Annotated in this window: 20 protein-coding genes; 9 read left to right on the forward strand and 11 right to left on the reverse strand. The window is 59.8% G+C overall.

Annotated features, from left to right (window positions below):
* The first annotated feature begins 63 nt into the window (after window positions 1–63).
* The 7 genes from betA to yccS all read left to right on the forward strand — a co-directional run bounded on the left by betA (window position 64) and on the right by yccS (window position 11,822).
* The gene (gene betA / locus ACOYXG_RS24775) at window positions 64–1,767 is read left to right on the forward strand and encodes a choline dehydrogenase (protein WP_047596517.1); all 1,704 of its coding nucleotides are present in this window, start codon (window positions 64–66) and stop codon (window positions 1,765–1,767) included.
* Between the two features lie 271 nt (window positions 1,768–2,038).
* Window positions 2,039–3,481 (forward strand): TldD/PmbA family protein, encoded by a 1,443-nt coding sequence (locus ACOYXG_RS24780; protein WP_460354494.1) that lies wholly within the window; start codon window positions 2,039–2,041, stop codon window positions 3,479–3,481.
* Window positions 3,481–4,818: a TldD/PmbA family protein gene (locus tag ACOYXG_RS24785; RefSeq protein ID WP_336838989.1), complete on the forward strand. Its 1,338-nt coding sequence runs from the start codon at window positions 3,481–3,483 to the stop codon at window positions 4,816–4,818. Before ACOYXG_RS24780 ends, ACOYXG_RS24785 begins: the two co-directional genes overlap by 1 nt.
* Before the next feature lie 96 nt (window positions 4,819–4,914).
* Window positions 4,915–6,417, forward strand: a complete 1,503-nt coding sequence (gene mdtD, locus ACOYXG_RS24790; RefSeq protein WP_460358545.1) for a multidrug transporter subunit MdtD — start codon at window positions 4,915–4,917, stop codon at window positions 6,415–6,417.
* A gap of 281 nt (window positions 6,418–6,698) precedes the next feature.
* Window positions 6,699–8,084 (forward strand): ATP-dependent RNA helicase DbpA, encoded by a 1,386-nt coding sequence (gene dbpA / locus ACOYXG_RS24795; RefSeq protein WP_007962660.1) that lies wholly within the window; start codon window positions 6,699–6,701, stop codon window positions 8,082–8,084.
* Between the two features lie 146 nt (window positions 8,085–8,230).
* Window positions 8,231–9,409 (forward strand): BaiN/RdsA family NAD(P)/FAD-dependent oxidoreductase, encoded by a 1,179-nt coding sequence (locus ACOYXG_RS24800; protein ID WP_460354497.1) that lies wholly within the window; start codon window positions 8,231–8,233, stop codon window positions 9,407–9,409.
* Between the two features lie 229 nt (window positions 9,410–9,638).
* A complete protein-coding gene (gene yccS / locus ACOYXG_RS24805; protein ID WP_097089032.1) occupies window positions 9,639–11,822 on the forward strand; it encodes a YccS family putative transporter in 2,184 nt (727 codons plus the stop codon).
* A 127-nt stretch (window positions 11,823–11,949) separates the two neighbouring features.
* Here the strand turns inward: yccS and ACOYXG_RS24810 are convergent, their stop codons facing one another.
* On the reverse strand, window positions 11,950–12,687 hold the full coding sequence (locus ACOYXG_RS24810; RefSeq protein ID WP_027610632.1) for a substrate-binding periplasmic protein: 738 nt from the start codon (window positions 12,685–12,687) through the stop codon (window positions 11,950–11,952).
* A 256-nt stretch (window positions 12,688–12,943) separates the two neighbouring features.
* Between ACOYXG_RS24810 and ACOYXG_RS24815 the strand changes: the two genes are divergently transcribed.
* Window positions 12,944–13,396: a GNAT family N-acetyltransferase gene (locus ACOYXG_RS24815; RefSeq protein WP_097089030.1), complete on the forward strand. Its 453-nt coding sequence runs from the start codon at window positions 12,944–12,946 to the stop codon at window positions 13,394–13,396.
* Window positions 13,397–13,511: 115 nt separating this feature from the next.
* Here ACOYXG_RS24815 and ACOYXG_RS24820 read toward each other — a convergent pair whose 3' ends face one another.
* From ACOYXG_RS24820 to ACOYXG_RS24830, 3 genes are read right to left on the reverse strand one after another with little or no spacing between them, the layout of a single operon-like run.
* The gene (locus ACOYXG_RS24820; RefSeq protein WP_460354501.1) at window positions 13,512–13,808 is read right to left on the reverse strand and encodes a winged helix-turn-helix domain-containing protein; all 297 of its coding nucleotides are present in this window, start codon (window positions 13,806–13,808) and stop codon (window positions 13,512–13,514) included.
* A gap of 20 nt (window positions 13,809–13,828) precedes the next feature.
* Window positions 13,829–14,320 carry a M48 metallopeptidase family protein gene (locus tag ACOYXG_RS24825; RefSeq protein WP_103369180.1) on the reverse strand — a complete coding sequence of 164 codons (492 nt, stop codon included), beginning with the start codon at window positions 14,318–14,320 and terminating at the stop codon, window positions 13,829–13,831.
* 43 nt (window positions 14,321–14,363) lie between these two features.
* Window positions 14,364–16,487, reverse strand: coding sequence for a putative bifunctional diguanylate cyclase/phosphodiesterase (locus ACOYXG_RS24830; protein WP_097089028.1), 2,124 nt, complete (start codon window positions 16,485–16,487; stop codon window positions 14,364–14,366).
* A gap of 333 nt (window positions 16,488–16,820) precedes the next feature.
* Here ACOYXG_RS24830 and ACOYXG_RS24835 point away from each other — a divergent pair, with 333 nt between their 5' ends.
* The gene (locus ACOYXG_RS24835) at window positions 16,821–17,489 is read left to right on the forward strand and encodes a polysaccharide lyase family 7 protein (RefSeq protein ID WP_097089026.1); all 669 of its coding nucleotides are present in this window, start codon (window positions 16,821–16,823) and stop codon (window positions 17,487–17,489) included.
* A gap of 92 nt (window positions 17,490–17,581) precedes the next feature.
* Here the strand turns inward: ACOYXG_RS24835 and ACOYXG_RS24840 are convergent, their stop codons facing one another.
* The 7 genes from ACOYXG_RS24840 to epd form a co-directional block, all read right to left on the reverse strand.
* Entirely contained in the window at window positions 17,582–18,097 is a 516-nt protein-coding gene (locus tag ACOYXG_RS24840; protein ID WP_460354506.1) for a hypothetical protein, read from the reverse strand.
* A 193-nt stretch (window positions 18,098–18,290) separates the two neighbouring features.
* The gene (locus ACOYXG_RS24845) at window positions 18,291–18,716 is read right to left on the reverse strand and encodes a hypothetical protein (protein ID WP_097089022.1); all 426 of its coding nucleotides are present in this window, start codon (window positions 18,714–18,716) and stop codon (window positions 18,291–18,293) included.
* Window positions 18,717–19,337: 621 nt separating this feature from the next.
* The gene (fba, locus tag ACOYXG_RS24850; protein WP_003229012.1) at window positions 19,338–20,402 is read right to left on the reverse strand and encodes a class II fructose-bisphosphate aldolase; all 1,065 of its coding nucleotides are present in this window, start codon (window positions 20,400–20,402) and stop codon (window positions 19,338–19,340) included.
* A gap of 252 nt (window positions 20,403–20,654) precedes the next feature.
* The gene (locus tag ACOYXG_RS24855; protein WP_027610626.1) at window positions 20,655–20,987 is read right to left on the reverse strand and encodes an MliC family protein; all 333 of its coding nucleotides are present in this window, start codon (window positions 20,985–20,987) and stop codon (window positions 20,655–20,657) included.
* Between the two features lie 57 nt (window positions 20,988–21,044).
* On the reverse strand, window positions 21,045–21,266 hold the full coding sequence (locus tag ACOYXG_RS24860) for a hypothetical protein (RefSeq protein WP_007961876.1): 222 nt from the start codon (window positions 21,264–21,266) through the stop codon (window positions 21,045–21,047).
* A gap of 33 nt (window positions 21,267–21,299) precedes the next feature.
* A complete protein-coding gene (locus ACOYXG_RS24865) occupies window positions 21,300–22,463 on the reverse strand; it encodes a phosphoglycerate kinase (protein ID WP_027610625.1) in 1,164 nt (387 codons plus the stop codon).
* Between the two features lie 26 nt (window positions 22,464–22,489).
* Window positions 22,490–23,548, reverse strand: a complete 1,059-nt coding sequence (gene epd / locus ACOYXG_RS24870; RefSeq protein ID WP_027610624.1) for an erythrose-4-phosphate dehydrogenase — start codon at window positions 23,546–23,548, stop codon at window positions 22,490–22,492.
* Window positions 23,549–23,631: the final 83 nt, after the last annotated feature.

Consider the following 23,631-nt stretch of genomic DNA (forward strand, 5'->3'; position numbering starts at 1 on the left):
GCGAATCGAGTGCGCAGCACTCGCCGAGGCCCGACCTGACCACATCTAAAGAGGGTGCATTCAATGTCCCAAGAATTCGATTACATCATCATCGGTGCCGGCTCGGCCGGTAACACCCTGGCGACCCGTCTGACTGAAGACGAAGGCGTCACCGTGCTGCTGCTCGAAGCAGGCGGCCCAGACTACCGTTTCGACTTCCGCACGCAAATGCCGGCTGCACTGGCATTCCCGCTGCAGGGTCGTCGCTACAACTGGGCGTACGAAACCGATCCGGAGCCACACATGGACGGCCGCCGGATGGAGTGCGGTCGCGGCAAAGGCCTCGGCGGCTCCTCGCTGATCAACGGCATGTGCTACATCCGTGGCAACGCGATGGACTACGACGGCTGGGCGAAACTGCCGGGTCTGGAAGACTGGTCGTACCTCGACTGCCTGCCGTACTTCCGTAAAGCGGAAACCCGCGACATCGGCCCGAACGACTACCACGGTGGCGACGGCCCGGTCAGCGTGACCACGCCGAAGGCGGGCAACAACCCGCTGTTCCACGCCATGGTTGAAGCCGGCGTGCAGGCCGGTTACCCGCGCACCGAAGACTTGAACGGCTATCAGCAGGAAGGCTTCGGCCCGATGGACCGCACCGTGACGCCGAACGGCCGTCGTGCTTCCACCGCCCGTGGCTACCTCGACGTCGCGAAAAAGCGCTCGACCCTGACCATCGTCACCCACGCCCTGACCGACAAGATTTTGTTCGAAGGCAAACGTGCGGTCGGCGTGCGTTACCTGGTCGGTTCGGCAGAAGAGCGTGTTGAAGCCAAAGCGCGCAAAGAAGTCCTGCTGTGCTCCGGCGCCATCGCTTCGCCGCAGATTCTGCAGCGCTCCGGTGTCGGCCCGGCAAAACTGCTGGAAAGCCTCGACATCCCGGTCGTCCACGACCTGCCGGGCGTCGGTGAAAACCTGCAGGATCACCTTGAGCTGTACCTGCAATACGCCTGCACCCAACCGGTTTCGCTGTACCCGTCGCTGCTCTGGTACAACCAGCCGGCCATCGGTGCCGAGTGGCTGTTCAACGGCACCGGCATCGGCGCCAGCAACCAGTTCGAAGCCGGCGGTTTCATCCGTTCGCGTCCGGAATTCGAGTGGCCGAACATCCAGTACCACTTCCTGCCGGTAGCGATTAACTACAACGGCAGCAACGGTGTGAAAGAGCACGGCTTCCAGGCACACATGGGTTCCATGCGTTCGCCGAGCCGTGGTCGCATCCAGTTGAAGTCCAAGGATCCGCGTCAGCACCCGAGCATCCTGTTCAACTACATGGCCACCGAGCAGGACTGGCAGGAATTCCGTGACGGCATCCGCCTGACCCGCGAAATCATGCAACAGCCTGCGCTGGACGCCTTCCGTGGCCGCGAAATCAGCCCGGGCATCGACGTGCAAACCGATGAGCAGCTGGACAAGTTCATTCGCGAGCACGCCGAAACCGCGTTCCACCCGTCCTGCTCGTGCAAGATGGGCACCGATGAGATGGCGGTTGTGGATGGCGAAGGTCGCGTGCACGGCATGCAGAGCCTGCGTGTGGTCGATGCCTCGATCATGCCGATCATCACCACCGGTAACCTCAACGCGCCGACGATCATGATCGCCGAGAAAATCGCCGACAAGATCCGTGGCCGCAAGCCACTGCCGCGTAGCAATGCTGCCTACTACGTGGCTGGCGGTGCGCCGGTGAAGGGCAAGCCGATGCGTGATATCACGCCTGTTGCTCAGTAAGGCGTAATACCGAGGCGCTACCTTCGTCGGAACGCCGCCCGGAGACAAGCTCGCTCCCACATTGGAATGCATTTCAAATGTGGGAGCGAGCCTGCTCGCGAAGGGGCCCTCACCTCCAGCACAAATTCCCCTGCTGCACAGTAAATCCTCCCACACCCCCTCTTCACTTGATCCTACCCCCACGCAGGCCTACTCTAGACCTCGCGCAATCGTTTCACCCCTCCCCGCCGAATCGCGTCACCCCGCAACTCCATAACAAGGAGGTTCCCGAATGTTCGATTTTCACCCCCAGCTCAAGCAGCGCTTCGCTGCCTTGCGCACGGGCGCCGAGTTTTTTTCCCTGCGGTATGTACGCGAGTCCGGCCAGTACCTGTCGGTGCGCAAGAACGTCGCCGAGCCGCCAAGCCTGAGCCGCGACGAAGGCGCGATGCTCACTGTGCGCGTCAACGGCGTCGAGGCTTACGCGGCGACCAACGACCTGTCGCAGCAAGGCCTGCAAGCCGCCCTTGAGCGCGCCGAACAGCAGGCCCGGCGACTGAAGCCGCACGCCTTGCTCGACCTGCGCAACCAGCCGGTGTCGAGCGATCGCGCTGATTACTTTTCGCCCAATCTTGAGCAACCCTTCCCGTCCCTGAGCGAATGCTTCGAGCTGCTCGGCGCGGAGTCCGCCTCGGTGCCAAAGGATGAGCGCCTGGTGCACTGGGAAGCGAGCATCGGCATCACCCACGTCGAGCAGATCTACCTGAGCAGCGCCGGCGCCGAATTGCGCCAGGCCCAACGCTTCGTCTATCCGGGCCTCGACGTCACCGCCTATGACGGCAACGACAGCCAGACCCGCAGCCTCGGCCGCGAGAACTTCGGCCAGCAGGGCGGCGCGGACGTGATCAGCCGTTGCGGCCTGGTCGGCGCCGGCCCGAAGGTGGCCGATCAGGCCCTGCAACTGCTGCTCGCGCCGAACACCCCGCAAGGCCCGCGCGATCTGTTGCTGATGCCTGACCAGATGATGCTGCAGATCCACGAGTCGATCGGTCACCCGCTGGAGCTCGACCGCATCCTCGGTGACGAGCGCAATTACGCCGGCACCAGCTTCGTCAAAACCAGCGACTTCGGCAGCCTGCAATACGGCTCGAAGCTGCTCAACGTGACCTTCGATCCGGACATTCCCGAAGAGCTGGCCAGCTACGGCCACGATGACGACGGCAGCAAAGCCAGCAAACAATTCCTGATTCGCGAAGGCTTGCTGTTGCGGCCACTGGGTGGCGCGCTTTCGCAGTTCCGTGCCGGTCTCGACGGGGTTGCCAACAGCCGCGCCTGCGGCTGGAACCGGCCGCCGATCGACCGCATGGCCAACCTCAACATCGAGCCGGGCGATCAGTCGCTGACGCAACTGATCAGCGGTATCGAGCACGGCATTCTGATGAGCACCAACCGTTCATGGTCGATTGACGATGCGCGAAACAAATTCCAGTTCGGTTGCGAGTGGGGTCAGTTGATCGAGAACGGTGAACTCAAGGGTGTGGTGAAAAATCCGAACTACCGGGGCATTTCCGCGCACTTCTGGAAGAGTCTGCGCGCGGTCGGCAATGCCGGCACCCGAATGGTGCTGGGCACGCCAAACTGCGGCAAGGGCGAGCCGAACCAGGTGATCCGCGTCGGCCACGCTTCACCGGCCTGCGTATTCAGCAACGTTGATGTATTTGGGGGAGACGCCTGATGAGCATTTCGAAGAGTCAGTCCGACGCCTTCAAGGTCATGGTCAATTGGCTGCGCGACAGCGTGCGCGAGCCGGAACAATTCACCCTCAGTTACGCCGCCGAATCCTCGGCGTTCGTACGGTTCAATCACGCCAAGGTGCGTCAGGCCGGCCAGGTGCAGCAAGCCGACGTCGGGCTGAAGCTGATCAATGACGGCCGCCATGCCGACCTGCACATCACCCTGTCCGGTGATCAGGAAGCCGATCTGCAACGCCTCTCCGAAGGCCTGCAACAACTGCGCGAAACCCTGCCGCTGCTGCCACAGGATCCCTACCTGCTGCTCAACCACAACGGCTGGCAGAGCAACAACGTGCAGGAACATCCGCTACCGGACACCGAGCAGGTGGTCGAGGAAATCTGCAGCGCTGCTGAAGGTCTGGATCTGGTCGGCTTCTATGCTGCCGGCCCAATCAGCCGCGGTTTCGCCAGTTCCTCGGGGGCGTTCGGCTGGCATCAGGCCAACAGCTTCAACTTCGACTTCAGCCTGTTCCACGACAATGGCGAAGCGGTGAAAGCCAGCTACGCCGGGCACGAGTGGAGCAGCGAAGGCTTCACCCGCCGCTTCCAGCAGGCCCGCGAGCAACTGGCGTTCCTCGGTCGACCGTTACGCACCCTCGCACCGGGGCAATACCGCGCGTACCTGGCGCCGGCCGCGCTGGAAGAAATCATGGGCATGCTCAGCTGGGGCGGTTTCTCGGCGCAGTCGATTGCCAGCAAAAGCAGCCCGCTGCAGAAGCTGTATGTCGGCGATCAGGCGTTCAGTCCGCTGGTCTCGCTGGATGAGCAAGTCAGCGGTTCGTTGAGCCCGGCATTTTCCGGCGAGGGTTATCCGCGCAGCGATCTGCGGCTGATCGTCGAAGGCAAGGCCGGTGATCAACTGGTCGGTTCGCGCAGTGCCGCCGAATACGGCCTGACCGCCAACGGCGCCGGCGGCGGTGAAATGCCAAGTGCACTGAACATGGCCGCCGGTGATCTGTCACAGGCAGAGATCCTCAAGCAGTTGGGCACCGGGCTGTACATCAGCAATCTGTGGTACCTGAACTACTCGGATCAACCAGCGGCGCGCCTGACCGGCATGACTCGCTTCGCGACTTTCTGGGTCGAGAACGGCGAGATTCAGGCGCCGGTCAGCACCATGCGTTTCGACGACAGCGCTTACAGTCTGCTGGGTTCGCAGCTGGAAGCATTGACCGCCGAGCGTGAGTTGCTGCTGTCGGCGAGCACGTATAGCCAGCGCAATACCTCGTCGGCACTGCTGCCGGGGGCGCTGGTGAGCCGACTGACCTTGACCCTGTAATACCAGGATCTCCAAAACACTGGAGATCTACTGTGGGAGCGGGCTTGCTCGCGAAAGCGTCGTGTCAGTCACTAACAACATCGACTGATTCACCGCATTCGCGAGCAAGCCCGCTCCCACCAAAAGCCTGCGCATCAACGCCCAACCACAAGAGGTTCCATGCCCACACGCCCGCCTCTCGACGCCATCACCGCCCGCTGGTTGCCGTGGGTCGTCGCCATTGCGTTCTTCATGCAGTCCCTCGACGGGACCATCCTCAACACCGCCCTGCCGGCCATGGCACGGGATCTGGCCGAAGACCCGTTGCGCATGCAAGGTGTGGTCATCGCCTACATGCTCACCGTGGCCTTGCTGATTCCGGCCTCGGGCTGGATCGCCGACCGCTTCGGCACCAAGAAGATTTTCTTCGGCGCGATCCTGCTGTTCAGTTTCGGCTCGCTGCTCTGCGCGTTATCGAGCAGCCTGAGCATGCTGGTCGGCGCGCGGGTGATCCAGGGTCTGGGCGGCGCATTGATGTTGCCGGTCGGACGGCTGGTGGTGCTGCGCGCCTATCCGCGTTCGGAGCTGGTGCGGATCATGGGCTTCATCACCATTCCCGGCCTGCTCGGCCCGCTGATCGGCCCGACCATGGGCGGCTGGATGGTGCAATACCTGACGTGGCACTGGATCTTTCTGATCAACCTGCCGGTCGGTGTTCTCGGCTGCTACGCGGTGTGGAAATTCATCCCCGACCTGCGCGGCAGCGAGCGCACGCGCTTCGATAGCCTCGGTTTCCTGTTGTTTGGCGCGGCGATGATCCTGATCACCATCGCCATGGAAGGTCTGGGCGAATTGCACTTGCCGCACCTGCGGGTGATGTTGCTGCTGTTCGGCGGTCTGGCCTGTCTGGCGGCGTACTGGCTGCGCGCCGGACGTATCGAGAATCCGCTGTTCGCCCCTTCGCTGTTCAAGACCAGGACTTTCGCGGTCGGAATTATCGGCAACCTGTTCGCCCGCCTGGGCAGCGGCGCCCTGCCGTTTCTGGTGCCGTTGCTGCTGCAGGTGGCGCTGGGTTATTCGCCATCGCAAGCCGGGATGAGCATGCTGCCGCTAGCGGCTGCGGCGATGTTTGCCAAGTGGATGGCGCGGCCGCTGATCGAACGCCTTGGCTATCGCATCGTGCTCACCGGCAACACCCTGGCACTGGGGATCATGCTGGCGAGCATGGGCCTGGTCAGCGAGCAGACGCCATACTGGCTGCTGCTGTGCCTGCTGGCGGTTCTCGGCGCGATCAACTCGCTGCAATTCACCGCGATGAACACCGTAACCCTGATCGACCTCGACGACGCCAGCGCCAGCAGCGGCAACAGCTTGCTGTCGGTGGTGGCGCAATTGTCGCTGAGTCTGGGCGTGGCCTGTGCCGGTGCGTTGCTCGGCGGGTTTACGGCGGAGATCGGCAACGATGGCGTCGAGACCGTGCTGGGCGCGTTCCAGCTGACGTTTGTCACGGTCGGGATCATGGCGATGCTGGCGGCGACGATCTTCTCGCAACTGTCGAAAGAGGACGGTCGCCGGGTCAAACGCCCGGATGAACATCCGGATGAACACATCGAACACTAGGCAGTGTCATGTCTGGTGGAGGCTTTTGTAGTGAGGGGATTTATCCCCGATGGCTGCGCAGCAGCCCCAAAATCTGCCACCTCAGTACATCAGGCTGATCGCATTCAACCTTTTCAGGGGGTGCTGCGCACCCCATCGGGGATAAATCCCCTCGCCACAGGTTTATCTTCATTCAAGAAAAGCTTGGGCGAATGAATTCAGGCACTGTTCGTCCAGAACTTTCGAGGAAAGTGGCACGGGGCTGCTACACTGCGCGACATTTTGTTTTGCAGGCCAGTCCCGTGACCACCATCGCCACCGCTTTTAATACTCTGCCGCTGTCCGCCGCCATGCTGGCTAACCTCGAATCCCTCGGTTATGCCCAGATGACGCCGATCCAGGCGCAGAGCTTGCCGGTGATCCTCAAGGGGATGGACCTGATCGCCCAGGCCAAGACCGGCAGCGGCAAGACCGCCGCGTTCGGCATCGGCCTGCTCAACCCGATCAACCCGCGTTACTTCGGTTGCCAGGCGCTGGTGATCTGCCCGACCCGTGAGCTGGCCGACCAGGTCGCCAAGGAAGTCCGGCGTCTGGCCCGTGCCGAAGACAACATCAAGGTCCTGACCCTGTGCGGCGGCGTGTCGTTCGGCCCGCAGATCGCTTCGCTGGAGCACGGCGCGCACATCATCGTCGGCACCCCGGGGCGTATCCAGCAACACCTGCGCAAGGGTTCGCTGGTGCTCGACGGCCTGAACACGCTGATCCTCGACGAAGCCGACCGCATGCTCGACATGGGCTTTTACGACGCGATCGAAGACATCATCGAAAAGACTCCGGCACGCCGCCAGACCCTGCTGTTCTCCGCCACGTACCCGGTGGGCATCAAGCAACTGGCGTCGAAATTCATGCGCGATCCGCAAACGGTGAAAGCCGAAGCGTTCCATGACGACACGCAGATCGAGCAGCGCTTTTACGAAATTTCTCCGGAAGAGCGCATGAGCGCAGTGACCAAAGTCCTGCACCACTTCCGCCCGGCTTCCTGCGTGGCGTTCTGCTTTACCAAACAGCAAGTGCAGGAAACCGTTGACCACCTGACCTCCAAAGGCATTTCCGCCGTCGGCCTGCACGGCGATCTGGAACAGCGTGATCGCGATCAGGTGTTGGCGATGTTCGCCAACCGCAGTACTTCGGTTCTGGTCGCCACCGACGTCGCCGCCCGTGGTCTGGACATCGATGCGCTGGACATGGTGATCAACGTCGAGCTGGCCCGCGATTCGGAAATCCACATTCACCGCGTTGGCCGTACCGGTCGTGCCGGCGAGAAAGGCATTGCGGTCAGCCTCGTTGCGCCGTCCGAAGCGCATCGCGCGCAAGCCATCGAACAGCTGCAGAAAGCTCCGCTGAACTGGGATCAGGTCGATAACCTCAAGTCCCAGGGCGGCGCCCCGCTGCAGCCACCGATGAGCACGCTGTGCATCGCCGGCGGGCGTAAAGACAAAGTGCGTCCGGGCGACATCCTCGGCGCACTGACTGGCGACGCCGGCATCCCCGGCGCCCAGGTGGGCAAGATCGCGATCTTCGATTTCCAGTCGTATGTGGCGGTTGAACGCACCGTGGTCATGCAGGCACTGCAGCGCTTGAACAACGGCAAGATCAAGGGCCGTTCGCTGCGCGTGCGGGTCCTTTAAGAACAACGCACATCTCTGTGGGAGCGAGCCTGCTCGCGAATGCAATCTGTCAGTTGATATCTTTGTGACTGACACACTGCAATCGCGAGCAGGCTCGCTCCCACATTGGTTTCCGGTGAATTTGAATTTTGTGTGAGGACACCGTTTTGCGCTCTACCGAAGTCGTGATCATTGGCGCTGGCGCCGCAGGGTTGATGTGTGCACTGACCGCCGCCGGGCGTGGGCGTCAGGTGCTGCTGCTCGACCACGCGAACAAGGCCGGCAAGAAAATCCTGATGTCCGGTGGTGGCCGCTGCAATTTCACCAACATGTACACCGAGCCGGGCAATTTCCTCTCGCATAACCCGCATTTCTGCAAATCGGCACTGGCGCGCTACACCCAGTGGGATTTCATCGGCATGGTCGCCAAGCACGGCGTGCCGTATCACGAGAAGAAACTCGGTCAGCTGTTCTGCGATAACAAATCCAGCGACATCCTCGGCATGCTGCTCGACGAGTGCGATCAGGTCGGCGTCGAGCTGCACCTGGACACCTCGATCCAGACCATCGAGAAGGTCGAAAGCGGTTACCTGCTCGACACCACCCTCGGCCAGGTTCAGTGCCAGTCGCTGGTGATCGCCACCGGCGGGCTGTCGATCCCGACGCTGGGCGCTACCGGTTTCGGTTATCAGGTCGCCAAACAGTTCGGCCATGAACTGCTGCCGACTCGCGCCGGACTCGTGCCGTTCACCATCACCGATCAGCTCAAGGAATTGTGCACCGAGCTGTCCGGTACTTCGGTGGATTGCCTGGTCAGCTGCAACGACCAGAGCTTTCGCGAGAACATTCTGTTCACTCACCGTGGTCTCAGTGGCCCGGCGATTCTGCAGATCTCGTCGTTCTGGGAGCCGGGCGACACCGTGGAGATCAACCTGTTGCCGGATCACGACACCGCGGCATGGCTGCAGCAGCAAGTAGCCGAACGCCCGAACAGCGAGCTGAAAACTTTGCTTGGTGAGATCTTCACCAAGAAGATGGCCAATCTGCTGGCGGACAACTGGTTCGTGTCCAAACCGATGAAGCAGTACACCCACGCCGAACTGGCGCAGATCGCCGACAAGCTCGGCAGCTGGAAAGTCGTCCCGGCCGGCACCGAAGGCTATCGCACCGCCGAGGTCACGCTGGGTGGCGTCGATACCCGCGAAGTGTCGTCCAAGACCATGGAGTCGCTGAAAAGCCCTGGCCTGTATTTTGTCGGCGAAGTGCTCGACGTCACCGGGCATCTGGGCGGTTTCAACTTCCAGTGGGCCTGGGCCTCGGGTTACGCGGCCGCGCAGTACGTCTGATCCAAAATCAAACGCAAAACCTGTGGGAGCGAGCCTGCTCGCGAATGCGGTGTATCAGTCGACATCAATGTTGAATGACGCTCCGCTTTCGCGAGCAGGCTCGCTCCCACAGTGGTTTGTGGTGTAAGTAAAAGGAACACTTTTTGCTGTCAGATGTGATCGGCGCCATTGCGTCGGCGTCATTACTGGCTCAATTTAGCGGCATCGCCTCGGAAGGCCTTCGCACTTCATGTCCTCGACCTCGTTTCGTCAGTCTTTGCGGCGCCTGTGGGCGCTGGATAAATTCAGCTACAGCGTGCGGGTGTTCATCGCCCTGACCGGCAGCATGGCGCTGTGTTGGTATCAGGATGAAATGGGCCTGCTGATCCCATTGTTCCTCGGGATCATCGCCAGCGCCCTGGCCGAGACCGACGACAGTTGGCAGGGGCGCCTCAACGCCCTCGCCGTGACGCTGGTATGTTTCAGTATCGCCGCGCTGTCGGTGGAACTGCTCTTCCCCTACCCCATCGTGTTCGCCATCGCCCTGGCCTTGGCCAGCTTCGGCCTGACCATGCTCGGCGCGCTCGGCGAGCGTTACGGGGCGATTGCCTCGGCGACCTTGATTCTGTCGGTCTACACCATGATCGGCGTGGATCAGCGCGGCGGCGCGGTCACCGATTTCTGGCACGAACCGATGCTGCTGGTGGCGGGTGCCGCGTGGTACGGCCTGCTGTCGGTGCTGTGGCAGGCGATGTTTTCCAACCAGCCGGTGCAGCAGAGTCTGGCGCGGCTGTTCCGTGAACTGGGTTTCTATCTGAAGCTGAAAGCCTCGCTGTTCGAGCCGATCCGCCAGCTGGACGTCGAAGGCCGGCGGCTGGAACTGGCGCAGCAAAACGGTCGCGTGGTCGCCGCGCTGAACAGTGCCAAGGAAATCATTCTGCACCGGGTCGGCAACGGTCGCCCGGGGTCGAAAGTCAGCCGTTATCTGAAGCTGTATTTCCTCGCCCAGGACATTCACGAACGCGCCAGCTCCTCGCACTATCCGTACAACGCGCTGGCCGATGCGTTCTTCCACAGCGACGTGCTGTTCCGCTGCCAGCGTTTGTTGCGCCAGCAGGGCAAGGCCTGCCGCGCATTGGCCGAATCGATCCAGATGCGCCAGCCGTTCGTCTACGACGCCAGTTTTGCCGAAGCACTGACTGACCTCGATGCCTCCCTTGAACACCTGCGCATCCAGAGCAATCCGGCGTGGCGCGGCCTCCTGCGATCGCTGCGTGCCCTGGCCGCCAACCTCGGCACCCTCGACCGTTTGCTCAGCGATGCGAGCAACCCCGACGCACTGGCGGACGCCACCGACAGCAGCCTGCTCGACCGCTCGCCGCGCAACCTCAAGGACGTGTGGGTTCGCCTGCGTACGCAACTGACACCGACGTCCTTGCTGTTCCGTCATGCCCTGCGTCTGCCGCTGGCGCTGAGTATCGGCTATGGCATGGTGCACCTGATTCACCCGTCGCAGGGTTACTGGATCATCCTCACCACGCTGTTCGTCTGCCAGCCGAACTACGGCGCGACCCGGCGCAAACTCGGGCAGCGGATTCTCGGCACCGCCATCGGCCTGACCGTGGCCTGGGCGCTGTTCGATCTGTTCCCCAGCCCGCTGGTGCAGTCGTGCTTCGCGATCGCCGCCGGGGTGGTGTTCTTTACCAACCGCACCACGCGCTACACCCTGGCGACCGCCGCCATCACCATCATGGTGCTGTTCTGCTTCAACCAGATCGGTGATGGCTACGGGCTGTTCCTGCCGCGCCTGTTCGATACCCTGCTCGGCAGCCTGATCGCCGGCCTGACGGTGTTCCTGTTCCTGCCGGACTGGCAGGGCCGACGCCTGAACAAGGTGCTGGCCAACACCCTGACCTGCAACAGCATCTACCTGCGCCAGATCATGCAGCAATACGCCGCCGGCAAGAGCGACGACCTCGCCTATCGCCTGGCCCGCCGCAACGCGCACAACGCTGATGCGGCGCTGTCGACAACGCTGGCGAACATGCTCATGGAGCCGGGGCATTTCCGGAAGGAAGCGGATGTCGGTTTCCGTTTTCTGGTGCTGTCGCACACCTTATTGAGTTACCTGTCAGGGCTTGGCGCACACAGGGAAACCCAATTGCCAGCCGATGTGCGTGAGCAGTTGATTGAAGGCGCCGGGGTGAAACTGGCGACGAGCATTGACGAAATCGCCCAGGGCCTGGCAAACAAACAGCCGGTGGCGATTCAGAGTGACGAAGAGGAAGCACTGGCCAACGAGCTGGAGCAGATGCCCGACGAGATCGATGAAGGACAGCGACTGGTGCAGACGCAACTGGCGCTGATCTGCCGGCAATTGGGGCCGCTGCGGACGTTGGCAGCGCACCTGATCAAGGACACCCGCGAGGCTTAAGGTGACCGGACTGGCCCCATCGCTGGCAAGCCAGCTCCCACATGGTTTGTGTACACCGCAATACCTGTGGGAGCTGGCTTGCCAGCGATGAGGGCATCAGCAACAACGCAACTCTGGTATCAGATGCTCACATCCCATGCTGGCGCAGCAACTTGTCATAACTCCCATCCGCCTTCATCGCCGCAATCGCCTTATCAAACCCGGCCACAATCTGCTCATGCTGCGGATTCTTCAGGCTTACCAGAATATGCAGGCTGTTCTCGCTCAACGGCTTGGGCAGAAACTCCACGGCGTTGCGCACTTTGGCTGATTCGCGGGCCAGGTAATAGCGCGCGACGTATTCATCTTCCAGGGTCAGCTTGACCCGGTCCGCCGCCAGCATGCGCACGGCCATGGCGAAGTTATGCACAGGGACTTTCTCCAGTGCGGTATCGGCATCGAAGGCCTGCGAGTAGGCATAACCGCGCACCACCGCCACCGGGTAGGTGTGCAGTTGTTCCAGGCTGCCGTACTCCAGCGGCGTGTCCTTGCGCTTGAGAAAGCGGATGCGGTTGAGCAGGTATTCGCCAGAGAACTGGCCGATTTTGGTCCGTTCGTCGTTGTACCAGGCGTTGACCAGCACGTCGTATCGTCCTTCGCCCACCCCCAGCAGTGCCCGCGCCCAAGGTACCTGTTCATAGTCGCTGGCATAACCGGCCCGCGCCAGCGCGGTGCTGACGATGTCGGTGGCCAGGCCACCGTTGACCAGCGTGTCATCGGTAAAGGGCGGCCAGATATCAAACACCAGTCGCAACTTCTCCGCTGAGGCGGTTTGGGCCAGCAAGAGCAATCCGATCAAAGCAAAGGCTCGATGCAGTCGCGGCATGCTTGAAAATCCTTAGCGGGCGGGCTGCCCAGCGTGTTTTCAGTCAAAACCCCAAGGCCCCTTACCGGCGAAACCCAGGCCCTAACAGTAGCTCATTGAAGCCAGTGCACAGCGCTTTCCAGCAGATTACACAAAGCAGCCGCTATCGCGAGAAAGGAATGATGGCATTTTGACCTTTGTCACAGACTGTTCCGCCATACAGACATCCAGGGCCTGTGCGCTTAGTATCGGGCGACGGAGTTCAAGGAGTCGGAAGATGACAATCGAGTGGGTCTGCAAGCATCACAGTGATCTGGGCAAAGAAGAGTTGTACGCACTGCTGAAGCTACGCTCGGAAGTGTTCGTGGTCGAACAGAAATGCGCCTACCCGGACCTCGACGGCCAGGATCTGGACGGCGATACCCACCATTTGATGGGCTGGGAAGACGATCAGTTGATGGCCTATCTGCGCCTGCTTGATCCCGAGTCCCAGAGCGGTGACGTGGTGATTGGCCGCGTGATCATCGCGCCGCAGGGCCGCGGCAAAGGGCTGGGGCATGTGATGATGGAACACGCGCTGAAACAGGCCGGGAAGCATTGGCCGCAGGTGCCGATCTATCTGTCGGCGCAGGCGCATTTGCAGGGGTATTACGGCAGGTACGGGTTTGTGGTGGCGGGTGAGGAGTATCTGGAGGATGACATTCCGCACATAGGCATGCGTCGCCCATAAGAGCCCCTTCGCGAGCAAGCCCGCTCCCACATTTGATTGCATTCCATCTGAAGGAACTCGATCGACTGTGGGAGCGGGCTTGCTCGCGAAGGCGTCAGCTCAGGCACTGCAAAACTCAGGGATACTCCAGCACAGTCTTGATCTGCCGCAGATTACGCTCGATCCACCCGCGATCTATCGCTCCCCACTCGCGAATCCGATAGCGCCCGGCATGATTGCGCGCGCCCTCTTCCTGCTCGAATTCACAGATGATATCCAGATCCGCCAGCGCGGCGATCGTGTCCTGCGCCGTGCGCCGGGGCATGCCGGTCACTTCGGTCAGCGCCGGGACGCTTGGGGCCAGGCCGCTGTCGATCAGGTAGGCCACGTACAGGCGCCGGTAAAAGCTGCTTTTGGTCTTGCTGACGTCCATCTACCCGCTCCTTGTTGCGGCTATTGCAGATCCCGCCACGTCAGGTACACCCGCAGATCGAACTCGACCTGGTGATACCCCGGCAGCATGTGTTCGCACAATTTATAGAAGGCCTTGTTGTGGTCCGATTCCTTGAAGTGCGCCAGTTCGTGCACGACGATCATCTTCAGGAACTCGGGGGCCGCCTCCTTGAACAACGAGGCGATGCGAATCTCTTTCTTGGCCTTGAGCTTGCCGCCCTGCACCCTTGAGACCGTGGTGTGCAGGCCCAGCGCACGGTGCGTCAGGTCGAGGCGGTTGTCGAACAGCACCTTGTCGATGGCCGGTGCGTTGCGCAGGTATTCCTGCTTCAGGTCCAGCGCGTAGCTGTACAGCGCCTTGTCGCTCTGCACATCGTGACGCCCCGGATAGCGTTGACTCAGGTACTCACCCAGACGCTGTTCGGCGATCAGTTGGCGCACCTGATCCTGCAATTGCGCGGGATAGGCCTGGAGGTATTTCAACGCAGTCATGGGCACGGCAATACGGTTCGAAAAGAGCGCCAGTGTAACGAATTCAAACCGGCAGCGCGCTCCAGTCGAAGGGCTCGGCGAAGCTGGCGGCGTCTTCGGAGGTCAGCGGACGCGCCACCAGGAAACCCTGCACATATTCGCAGCCATGCGCTTGCAGCCATTGATACTGTTCGATGGTTTCCACACCTTCGGCGATCACCAGCAAGCCGTACTGTTTACACAGATTGATCACGTTGCTGACCAGCGCCGCGTCGCGCGTCGAATCCGGCAGCCGCGCAATCAGGTGTCGATCAAGCTTGAGCGTGTCCAGCTCCAAATCACGCAGATGCGCCAGCGAGCACGGCCCTGAACCGAAATCATCCAGCGCCACCCGCACCCCGAGATTGCGTAGCAGGCGCAGCTGTTTGCGGGTCTCGTCGGGGTTGTGCATCAGCGCGTCTTCGGTGATTTCCACCTCCAGTTGCCGTGGCTGCAACGAATGCCGCTCCAGCACCTGGCGCAACTCGGTGACCAGGTTCGGCAGCCCGAACTGGGTATTGCTCAAACTCACGCCAAGTACCAGATCCTCGGCGAACAGGGTTTCCCAAGCTTTGCGCTGGCCGGCGCCGCGATGATAGATCCAGCTGCCCAGCCGGCTGATCAGCCGCGCCTCTTCCAGTAATGGCAGGAACAACCCCGGCGGCACATCGCCGACGCTCGGATGCTGCCAGCGCAGCAGCGCCTCGAAACCGCGGATCTGCCCGCTGTCGATCGCCACTTGCGGCTGATACACCAGATTGAAATCACGGTTCTCGATGGCGTTGCGCACGCTCTCTTCAAGCATCAGCCGAGAGCGGGCGCGGCCGTTCATTTCGTGATCGTAAAAACGATACTGCTGACGCCCGGCGCGCTTGGCTTCGTACATGGCAATGTCGGAGGCGCGCAGCAGGCCGTCGAGGTTCGAGCCGCAGTCCGGGTAAGTGGCGATGCCGATACTCGCGCCGAGGGCAATATCCAATCCCTCGATCTGCTGACAGATCGACACCCGCTCGATGAGCTTCTCGGCAATCTTCGCCGCCTGCTCGGGGAACTCCAGATCGAGCAACGCCGTGAACTCGTCACCGCCCATGCGCGCCAAAATGTCAAACGGCCGCAGGCAGGCCTTCAACTGCTCGGAGACCCAGCGCAGCACCCGGTCGCCGGCATCGTGGCCAAGGGAATCGTTGACCCGTTTAAAGCCATCGAGATCCAGATACAGCAACACCCAACTGCTGTCGCTGCGTTCACCGCGCAGCAGCAGGTTTTCCACCGTCTGATAAAAGCCCCGGCGATTGAGCAGACCGGTCAACGGATCGGTGACCGCTTGAAATTCCAGCTGCTGATGCAGGTGACGCACCACTGACATGTCCAGCACCGTCACCACCATCGCCCGCTGCTCGGCCGGCAACGGCGCGCAGGACAACGCCACCGGCACCTGTTGCCCCGGCGCCGTGCGTAACAACGCATCGTGCAGACGCAAGGTCTCACCGCGTTTATAGCCGGCCAACAGCTCGGAATCAGCCCACAACGGGATGTGCGGTTTCTGCAGATAATCGAGAAATTCCTTGCCCTCCAGCTCCTTCACCGGCGCATTCAGCAGCCGCGAAATCGCCGGGTTGGCGAAGCGGATCAAACCGTCCTCGCCGAGCACCAATATTCCTTCCGCCGCGTTATCCAGCACCGAGGCATTGAAGGCCCGCGCGACCTCCAGATCATGACTCAGGCGCTGCAAGGCGCGGCGGTTGCGCTGGTGTTCGAGCAACGCCTGGACTTTCGGTTTGAGGATCTGCGGATCGAACGGTTTGAACAGGTAATCCACCGCGCCACTGGCGTAGCCCTTGATCACGGCGTCCTGGGACTGTTCGTTGGCGGTAAGGAAAATGATCGGCGTGAGGCGTGTGCGCTGGCTGCCGCGCATCAATCGCGCGACTTCAAAGCCGTCCATGCCCGGCATCTGCACATCCAGCAGCACCAGGTCGACGTCGTGTTCGAGCAGCAGATTGAGTGCCTCGAAGCCGGAGGCGGCGGTCATGACGTGCCAATCCTGACGCTGCAGCAACGCGCGCATGCTGATCAGGTTTTCAGGGTAATCATCAACGATCAAAAGGACAGAGCTGCCTTCACCTGGCTGGGGTTGCGCGCATTCCATGCTGCTTCTCTTGTCGGGACATCTCTTGTCGGACTATCGGCCGGTTCTTGGGAAAACCGTACAGTTACTGAGCCATCACTCTAGTCGCGGATCTGTGAAAGCAGAAGCTGTCACGCCGCCATCATTTAGCCAAAGCGGCGACTTACCGACTAACGGTCACCCCTGCAGCCCCCGAAAACCGGCACAGATGGCATTTCGACAGGATGTTGGCGCCAATCATCTGCCAAACGGGCGTTAACAAAAAACTCCTCTACGCTTATAACTGCCGCCCGAAAAGGCGCGGGCTAGAGCTTCTGGCACTCGCGTTCAGGATGAATTGAGTGGAAAACCGACATGATCGATCTCGCAACCTGGAACCTCAGCGTTCCCGTCGGCAGTCCGCCGTACACCGTCGAAACCTCCAAACTGGTGAATGGCTTCAAGGATCAGTACTTCCATTCCGACACCGGCACCCTGTTTTTCTGGTCACCGGTGACCGGGTCAAAAACCGAAAACGCCATCTACCCGCGCACCGAACTGCGCGAAACCTTCAGCAACGGCACCCTGCGCAACTGGTATTACCCGGACGCCGACAACACCTTGCGCGCAACCCTCGCGGTGAACAAGGTGCCCAGCTCGGGCAAGATCGTCATCGGCCAGATCCACGCGTATGAAAGCCAGAAGCCGATGGTCAAGCTCGAATACCAGTACAAGACCAAGACCGAAACCGGCAACCTGGTGATCAAGGTGCGCATGCACCCCGATGACGACGAAAGCCGCGTCATCACCCTCGCCACCGGCATCAAACTCGACCGCGAATTCAACTACCTGATCCACCTCAGCCCCGGCGGTGCACTGGGTGTGAGCGCAGCGGGTTATCAGTGGGATTCACAAGTCAGCGCGACGTGGCGCAACAAGCCGCTGTACTTCAAGGCCGGGGTGTATGTGCAGGACAACACCGGGTATACCAGTGAAGGTGGGCAGGTGACGTTTACCAAGCTGGATATTGATCACGATAAATAGTACTAACATCGCTCAACCATCGGACAATGTAAAGATCAATAAACTGGCAGACTCCAAGAGTCTGCCGTATTACTTAAGGCCAGTATCAAAAACTAACGCCTGAACGTAAACGTCCCCTTAGCTGACAACTTTCCTTCAACGAGGTCGAACTCGCCTACAGGATACGGGCTTACCTGTGTCAATCTCAACATACCGCTTGCATACTTATCATTTTCAATGCCATCAAATTCTAAATGCGCTCTCACGGGCTCATCTTTTCCGTCCAGCGTGTACACGTCAACCGCAAGATTATCTCTGAATTTAAGGTTCATATAATAACTATGTCCACCTAGCTCCCTTTGCTTCGTATTAATATAAAAAAACCCATCCCTATGGGTTAGGTGGCCTCCGCCCTCAAATTTTTGCTCATCATGACCTTCATGCTTGAATGTAACTTCCATGAATTCAGGAATTTCTATTTTGATGCTTTTATTAGTGCTCATATTTTTCATCCGAAAAGTAAGTAAAACAGAAGAATAACCACCTACCAGCGAAAGTACACCTGTAATATCTGACAGGCGCTTATATCCGTTCGCATTTGGTAGCTGGCCTTGAACTACAAAAAACAAGCAAAGCCCTAACTTTCCATACTACCGACATCAACTATACGAGTGCTGGCGACTCAAACAGATCCGCCCCCGCTTCCTGCGTTTACCAAGCTGGATATTTATCACGATAAATAGAACTTACAGCCCTCAACTATCGGACAATGCAAAGCTTAATAAACCAGCAGACCGCCGGCACAGCTTTAACCAGTATCGACTAAGACCACTTCATGTACTCAAATTCACCTGCTGCTGAGAAGACGCCTTCTTCATAGATATCAAAGGTGCCTTTTGGGTAATCTCCACTTCTTGACAAATTAAACTTGCCGCTAGCCTGCCGATCACCATTTATATCATCAATCTCCAAATGCGCGCTAACGGGTGTATCTTTTCCACCCAGCTCATAATTCTCGTCAACTTCAAGGCCTGCCTTAAAGGATAATGACAAATAATACTTGTGACCTTCAAACTCTCTGTACTTTGGAAGAAGTTGAAAAGACTTTTCCCCCTTATATAAAAACCCATAATCTTTAAATTCCATCGGATGATCACCATACTCTTGATGCTTGTATGTGATTTTCATAGAACCAAATAACGAGTCATCAACGCCAGCGTCGCCTTTTATTTCCTTTTCGTTTTTCATTTCTATCTTTCCGAGAGACCAGGTGAAACCCAATAGTAGGCGGCCTCATATTTCGGCACACCTGTAATATCTGACAGGTACTTATATCCCTTTGAAATAACAAATCCGCCTTTAACAAAGAAACCACTGGACAACCCGGACGTGCGATTTACCAATCACTCACCCATAAAAAACCCGCCTCTCGGCGGGTTTCTTATATGGACAGCTATTGCCTCAATCCATCACGAAGTAAAAAAGAAGTCACATGTCTGTGGATTTTAAAGCCAGGGGGCTTACTCTGGTTGCTTAGGGCGTGTGAAAGGAGCTGGCCCCTTGGAGTTTTTGAGGTCTTCCGTTTTTGGCTCAACTGGCTGGGTAGCCGGGGCCGAGCCTTTGGATTTAACGTCCTTTGTAGTCATTGCTGTGTACTCCATTACGAGGTGGAGTCTTATCTTGTGAGTATCGCTTGAGGCTGCCTACTGTCAGATCTGACAGTCATTGAGATCTATTGGAAATAAGCAAAACTCAGTTAGATCAACTTATCATGCACTCCTCATGAACAGTGTCGCTACGCGAAAAAATCACACCCAAAAAAAACCCGCCTCTCGGCGGGTTTTTATCAGCGCAGCTTAACGTTCAGGCTTAGTTAACCTTGGCGTTCAACTCACCTTTCAGATAACGCTGGAACATCGCTTCCAACGAGATCGGCTTGATCTTCGAAGCATTACCGGCAGTACCGAACGCTTCATAACGAGCGATACACACATCGCGCATCGCCGTCACGGTCGCGCCGAAGAATTTACGTGGGTCGAATTCGCTCGGATTGGTTGCCATCAGGCGACGCATTGCGCCGGTGGATGCCAGGCGCAGGTCGGTGTCGATGTTGACCTTGCGCACGCCGTACTTGATGCCTTCGACGATTTCTTCAACCGGTACGCCGTAGGTTTCTTTGATGTCGCCGCCGTACTGGTTAATGATCGCCAGCCACTCTTGTGGCACGGACGAGGAACCGTGCATCACCAAGTGGGTGTTCGGGATGCGCTTGTGGATTTCCTTGATGCGGTCGATCGCCAACACGTCGCCGGTAGGTGGCTTGGTGAACTTGTAGGCGCCGTGGCTGGTACCGATGGCGATGGCCAAGGCATCGACCTGGGTCTTCTTGACGAAGTCAGCGGCTTCTTCCGGGTCGGTCAGCATCTGGCTGTGATCCAGAACGCCCTCAGCGCCGATACCGTCTTCTTCGCCGGCCATGCCGGTTTCCAGCGAACCCAGGCAGCCCAGCTCGCCTTCAACCGAAACGCCGCAGGCGTGAGCCATGGCAACAGTTTGTTGGGTAACGCGGACGTTGTATTCGTAGTCGGTCGGGGTCTTGCCGTCTTCGCCCAGGGAGCCGTCCATCATTACCGAGCTGAAGCCCAGTTGGATCGAGCGCTGGCAGACGTCAGGGCTGGTGCCGTGGTCCTGGTGCATGCACACCGGGATGTGCGGGAATTCTTCGATCGCGGCCAGGATCAGGTGACGCAGGAACGGCGCGCCGGCGTATTTGCGAGCGCCGGCCGAAGCCTGGACGATCACCGGGGAGTCAGTCTTGTCAGCGGCTTCCATGATGGCGCGCATCTGCTCAAGGTTGTTGACGTTGAAGGCTGGAACGCCGTAGCCGAACTCGGCTGCGTGGTCCAGCATCTGGCGCATGCTGATAAGTGCCATTGTGTGTGTCTCTCCCGGTTGAGGGTCGTTAATCGTGCCAGCCTGCCGGAGCGGCGGCGGCTATTCAAGTGATTGCAGATCGGGGGTCGAAGCCCGGTCTGGTGATTCGATAAAGCAAAATCCTGAGAACTGCACAGATCCCCTGTAGGAGCGAGCCTGCTCGCGAAAGCAATCTCGCAGTCACTGATGCAATGCCTGTCAAACCGCTTTCGCGAGCAGGCTCGCTCCCACATTAGAATCGCAGTGCTTCAATTACTCGGCTTTGCAGCCGCGGCCAATCAGGTCATTGGTGGCGACCCAGTACACCAGGCCTTCGTCACCCTTGACGTGAAACGCCAGCATGCCGTCGCTGTACAGCACGCCCGAGGCGCCCGGCTCTTCTTTCAGGCGATAGACCTGATCACCGCCGCCCAGTCGAACATCGACTTCCTTCTGGCCGGCATCGGCGTAGCGCCACAGCACTTTGGCCTGGCTGTCGCAGGTCCAGGTGGTCCAGTTGTCCGCAGGCGCGGACGACTGAAACAGGTTCAACTGCGCGCAACCGCCCAACAATGCCAACGCCGCAATGGCGATCAAGCCTTTCATCCGTGTTCCTCGACTGACAGCCAACGCCGCCAGCCCTGAGTTAAAGAGTCAGACCGGTCAAGGACAACCATGTTCCTTGGCCGGGGTTTGCGTCTCGTATTTGTCCAGACCGTCCGGTCCCGAGCGCTTGTTCAGCACCGGGTTGGTTTCGGCCTGCCAGTCGGCCTGATAGCAGCCTTTCTGTGCCGCATCCGGCGCAGGTGTCGCCTCGGCCTTCGGGTTACTCCCGCAGGCCGCCAGCGTACCGGTCAGCAACAACAGCGCTAACGACTTGACCATCTGAACACTCCTTTGCCTGGCCAACGGGCGGCCTCAGGCCTTGGCCCGGCTTTCCAGGACTTCAACGGCCGGCAGCACCTTGCCTTCGACGAATTCGAGGAATGCGCCGCCACCGGTGGAAATGTAGGAGATTTGCTCGGCCACGCCATATTTATCGATGGCCGCCAGGGTGTCGCCACCGCCGGCAATGGAGAACGCGGCGCTGTCAGCGATGGCCTGGGCCAGCACCTTGGTGCCGTTGCCGAACTGGTCGAATTCAAACACGCCGACCGGGCCGTTCCACAGAATGGTTTTCGACGATTTCAGCAGTTCGGCGAAGTTGGCTGCGGTTTGCGGGCCGATATCCAGGATCATGTCGTCAGCGGCAACGTCAGCGATCAGTTTAACGGTGGCCTCGGCGCTTTCAGCGAACTCCTTGGCAACCACCACGTCCACCGGCAGCGGTACGCTGACCTTGGCGGCGATGGCGCGCGCGGTGTCCAGCAGGTCCGGCTCGTACAGCGACTTGCCGACCGGGTGACCGGCGGCAGCCAGGAAAGTGTTGGCGATGCCGCCACCGACGATCAGTTGATCGCAGATCTGGCTCAGGCTGTTGAGTACGTCGAGTTTGGTCGACACCTTGGAGCCGGCAACGATCGCAGCCATTGGCTTGGCCGGTGCGCCCAGCGCCTTGCCCAGTGCGTCCAGCTCAGCGGCCAGCAACGGGCCGGCAGCGGCGACTTTGGCGAACTTGGCCACGCCGTGGGTCGAACCCTCTGCGCGGTGCGCGGTGCCGAAGGCGTCCATCACGAACACGTCGCACAGGGCGGCGTATTGCTGGGCCAGCTCGTCAGCGTTCTTTTTCTCGCCCTTGTTGAAGCGCACGTTTTCGAACAGCACGATGTCGCCGGCCTTGACGTCAACGCCGCCCAGGTAATCGGCCACCAGCGGCACGTCGCGGCCCAGGGCCTTGCTCAGGTAGTCAGCGACTGGCTTGAGGCTGTTCTCGGCGGAGAACTCGCCTTCGGTCGGACGGCCCAGGTGCGAACACACCATCACCGCCGCACCTTTTTCCAGGGCCAGCTTGATGGTCGGCAGCGAAGCCAGGATACGCGCATCGCTGGTGACAACACCGTCCTTGACTGGGACGTTGAGGTCTTCGCGAATCAATACGCGCTTACCTTGCAGATCGAGGTCGGACATCTTCAACACGGTCATGGGTCGCACTTCCTGAGTAGCTGTTCTTAGAGAGCAGGTTTTTTTGAAATCGCTGTTTGCAGATAGTGGTCTGCAACGTCCAGCATTCGGTTGGCAAAACCCCATTCGTTGTCGAACCAGGCCAGGATGTTCACCAGTTTGGGGCCGGAAACACGGGTCTGACTGGCATCGACGATGGCCGAATGTGGGTCATGGTTGAAATCACAACTGGCGTGCGGCAACTCGGTATAGGCCAACAGGCCTTTGAGCGGGCCGTTGGTGGCGGCCTCGCGCAGGATCCGGTTGACCTCGTTGGCATCGGTCGCGGTGGCGGTCTGCATCGTGATGTCGAGGCAGGACACGTTGACCGTCGGCACGCGTACGGCTTTGGCCTGAATTCGCCCGGCAAGTTCCGGCAGCAGGCGCTCGATGCCACGTGCCAGACCAGTGGACACCGGGATCACCGACTGAAACGCCGAACGGGTGCGGCGCAGGTCTTCGTGGTGATAGGCGTCGATCACCGGTTGATCGTTCATCGCCGAGTGAATCGTGGTGATCGACACGTAATCCAGGCCGATCGCCTTGTCCAGCAGACGCAACAGCGGCACGCCGCAGTTGGTGGTGCAGGAGGCGTTGGACACCAGCAGTTCATCGCCGGTCAGGCAATCCTGATTGACGCCGAAGACGATGGTGGCGTCGACATCCGCCTCGCTGGCCATCGGTTGCGAGAACAGCACGCGTGGCGCGCCGGCGTCGAGGAAACGCTGGCCGTCTTCACGGGTGTGGTAAGCGCCGGAGCACTCCAGCACCAGGTCGACGCCCAGCGCCGCCCAGTCAATGCCTTCGGGGGTGGCACTGCGCAGGACCTTCACGCAGTCGCCATTAATATGCAGACAATCGCCGTCTACTCGCACTTCGCCGGGAAAGCGGCCGTGGGTGGAGTCGAAGCGTGTCAGGTATTCGATGCTGGCCATGTCCGCCAGATCGTTGATCGCGACAATTTCAAACCCGGCCTTCTCGCCACGCTCGAACAACGCACGCAAGACGCAACGACCAATCCGGCCGTAGCCGTTGAGTGCAACTTTGTAGGGACGCGGTTGAGGCATGGGGTTCTCGATTACCGTTTGATTCCGTTATTGCAGTGGTGTCTGAACCACCGATTTCGCGAGCAAGCCCGCTCCCACATTGG

The sequence above is a fragment of the Pseudomonas sp. G3-39 genome, assembly GCF_054790485.1.

What these genes read in the sequence shown, in the direction of transcription:
- betA (WP_047596517.1), top strand. Translation starts at nt 64, where the DNA reads ATGTCCCAAGAATTCGATTACATCATCATCGGTGCCGGCTCGGCCGGT.
- ACOYXG_RS24780 (WP_460354494.1), top strand. Translation starts at nt 2,039, where the DNA reads ATGTTCGATTTTCACCCCCAGCTCAAGCAGCGCTTCGCTGCCTTGCGC.
- ACOYXG_RS24785 (WP_336838989.1), top strand. Translation starts at nt 3,481, where the DNA reads ATGAGCATTTCGAAGAGTCAGTCCGACGCCTTCAAGGTCATGGTCAAT.
- yccS (WP_097089032.1), top strand. Translation starts at nt 9,639, where the DNA reads ATGTCCTCGACCTCGTTTCGTCAGTCTTTGCGGCGCCTGTGGGCGCTG.
- ACOYXG_RS24810 (WP_027610632.1), bottom strand. Translation starts at nt 12,687, where the DNA reads ATGCCGCGACTGCATCGAGCCTTTGCTTTGATCGGATTGCTCTTGCTG.
- ACOYXG_RS24815 (WP_097089030.1), top strand. Translation starts at nt 12,944, where the DNA reads ATGACAATCGAGTGGGTCTGCAAGCATCACAGTGATCTGGGCAAAGAA.
- ACOYXG_RS24820 (WP_460354501.1), bottom strand. Translation starts at nt 13,808, where the DNA reads ATGGACGTCAGCAAGACCAAAAGCAGCTTTTACCGGCGCCTGTACGTG.
- ACOYXG_RS24825 (WP_103369180.1), bottom strand. Translation starts at nt 14,320, where the DNA reads ATGACTGCGTTGAAATACCTCCAGGCCTATCCCGCGCAATTGCAGGAT.
- ACOYXG_RS24830 (WP_097089028.1), bottom strand. Translation starts at nt 16,487, where the DNA reads ATGGAATGCGCGCAACCCCAGCCAGGTGAAGGCAGCTCTGTCCTTTTG.
- ACOYXG_RS24835 (WP_097089026.1), top strand. Translation starts at nt 16,821, where the DNA reads ATGATCGATCTCGCAACCTGGAACCTCAGCGTTCCCGTCGGCAGTCCG.
- ACOYXG_RS24845 (WP_097089022.1), bottom strand. Translation starts at nt 18,716, where the DNA reads ATGAAAAACGAAAAGGAAATAAAAGGCGACGCTGGCGTTGATGACTCG.
- fba (WP_003229012.1), bottom strand. Translation starts at nt 20,402, where the DNA reads ATGGCACTTATCAGCATGCGCCAGATGCTGGACCACGCAGCCGAGTTC.
- ACOYXG_RS24855 (WP_027610626.1), bottom strand. Translation starts at nt 20,987, where the DNA reads ATGAAAGGCTTGATCGCCATTGCGGCGTTGGCATTGTTGGGCGGTTGC.
- ACOYXG_RS24860 (WP_007961876.1), bottom strand. Translation starts at nt 21,266, where the DNA reads ATGGTCAAGTCGTTAGCGCTGTTGTTGCTGACCGGTACGCTGGCGGCC.
- ACOYXG_RS24865 (WP_027610625.1), bottom strand. Translation starts at nt 22,463, where the DNA reads ATGACCGTGTTGAAGATGTCCGACCTCGATCTGCAAGGTAAGCGCGTA.
- epd (WP_027610624.1), bottom strand. Translation starts at nt 23,548, where the DNA reads ATGCCTCAACCGCGTCCCTACAAAGTTGCACTCAACGGCTACGGCCGG.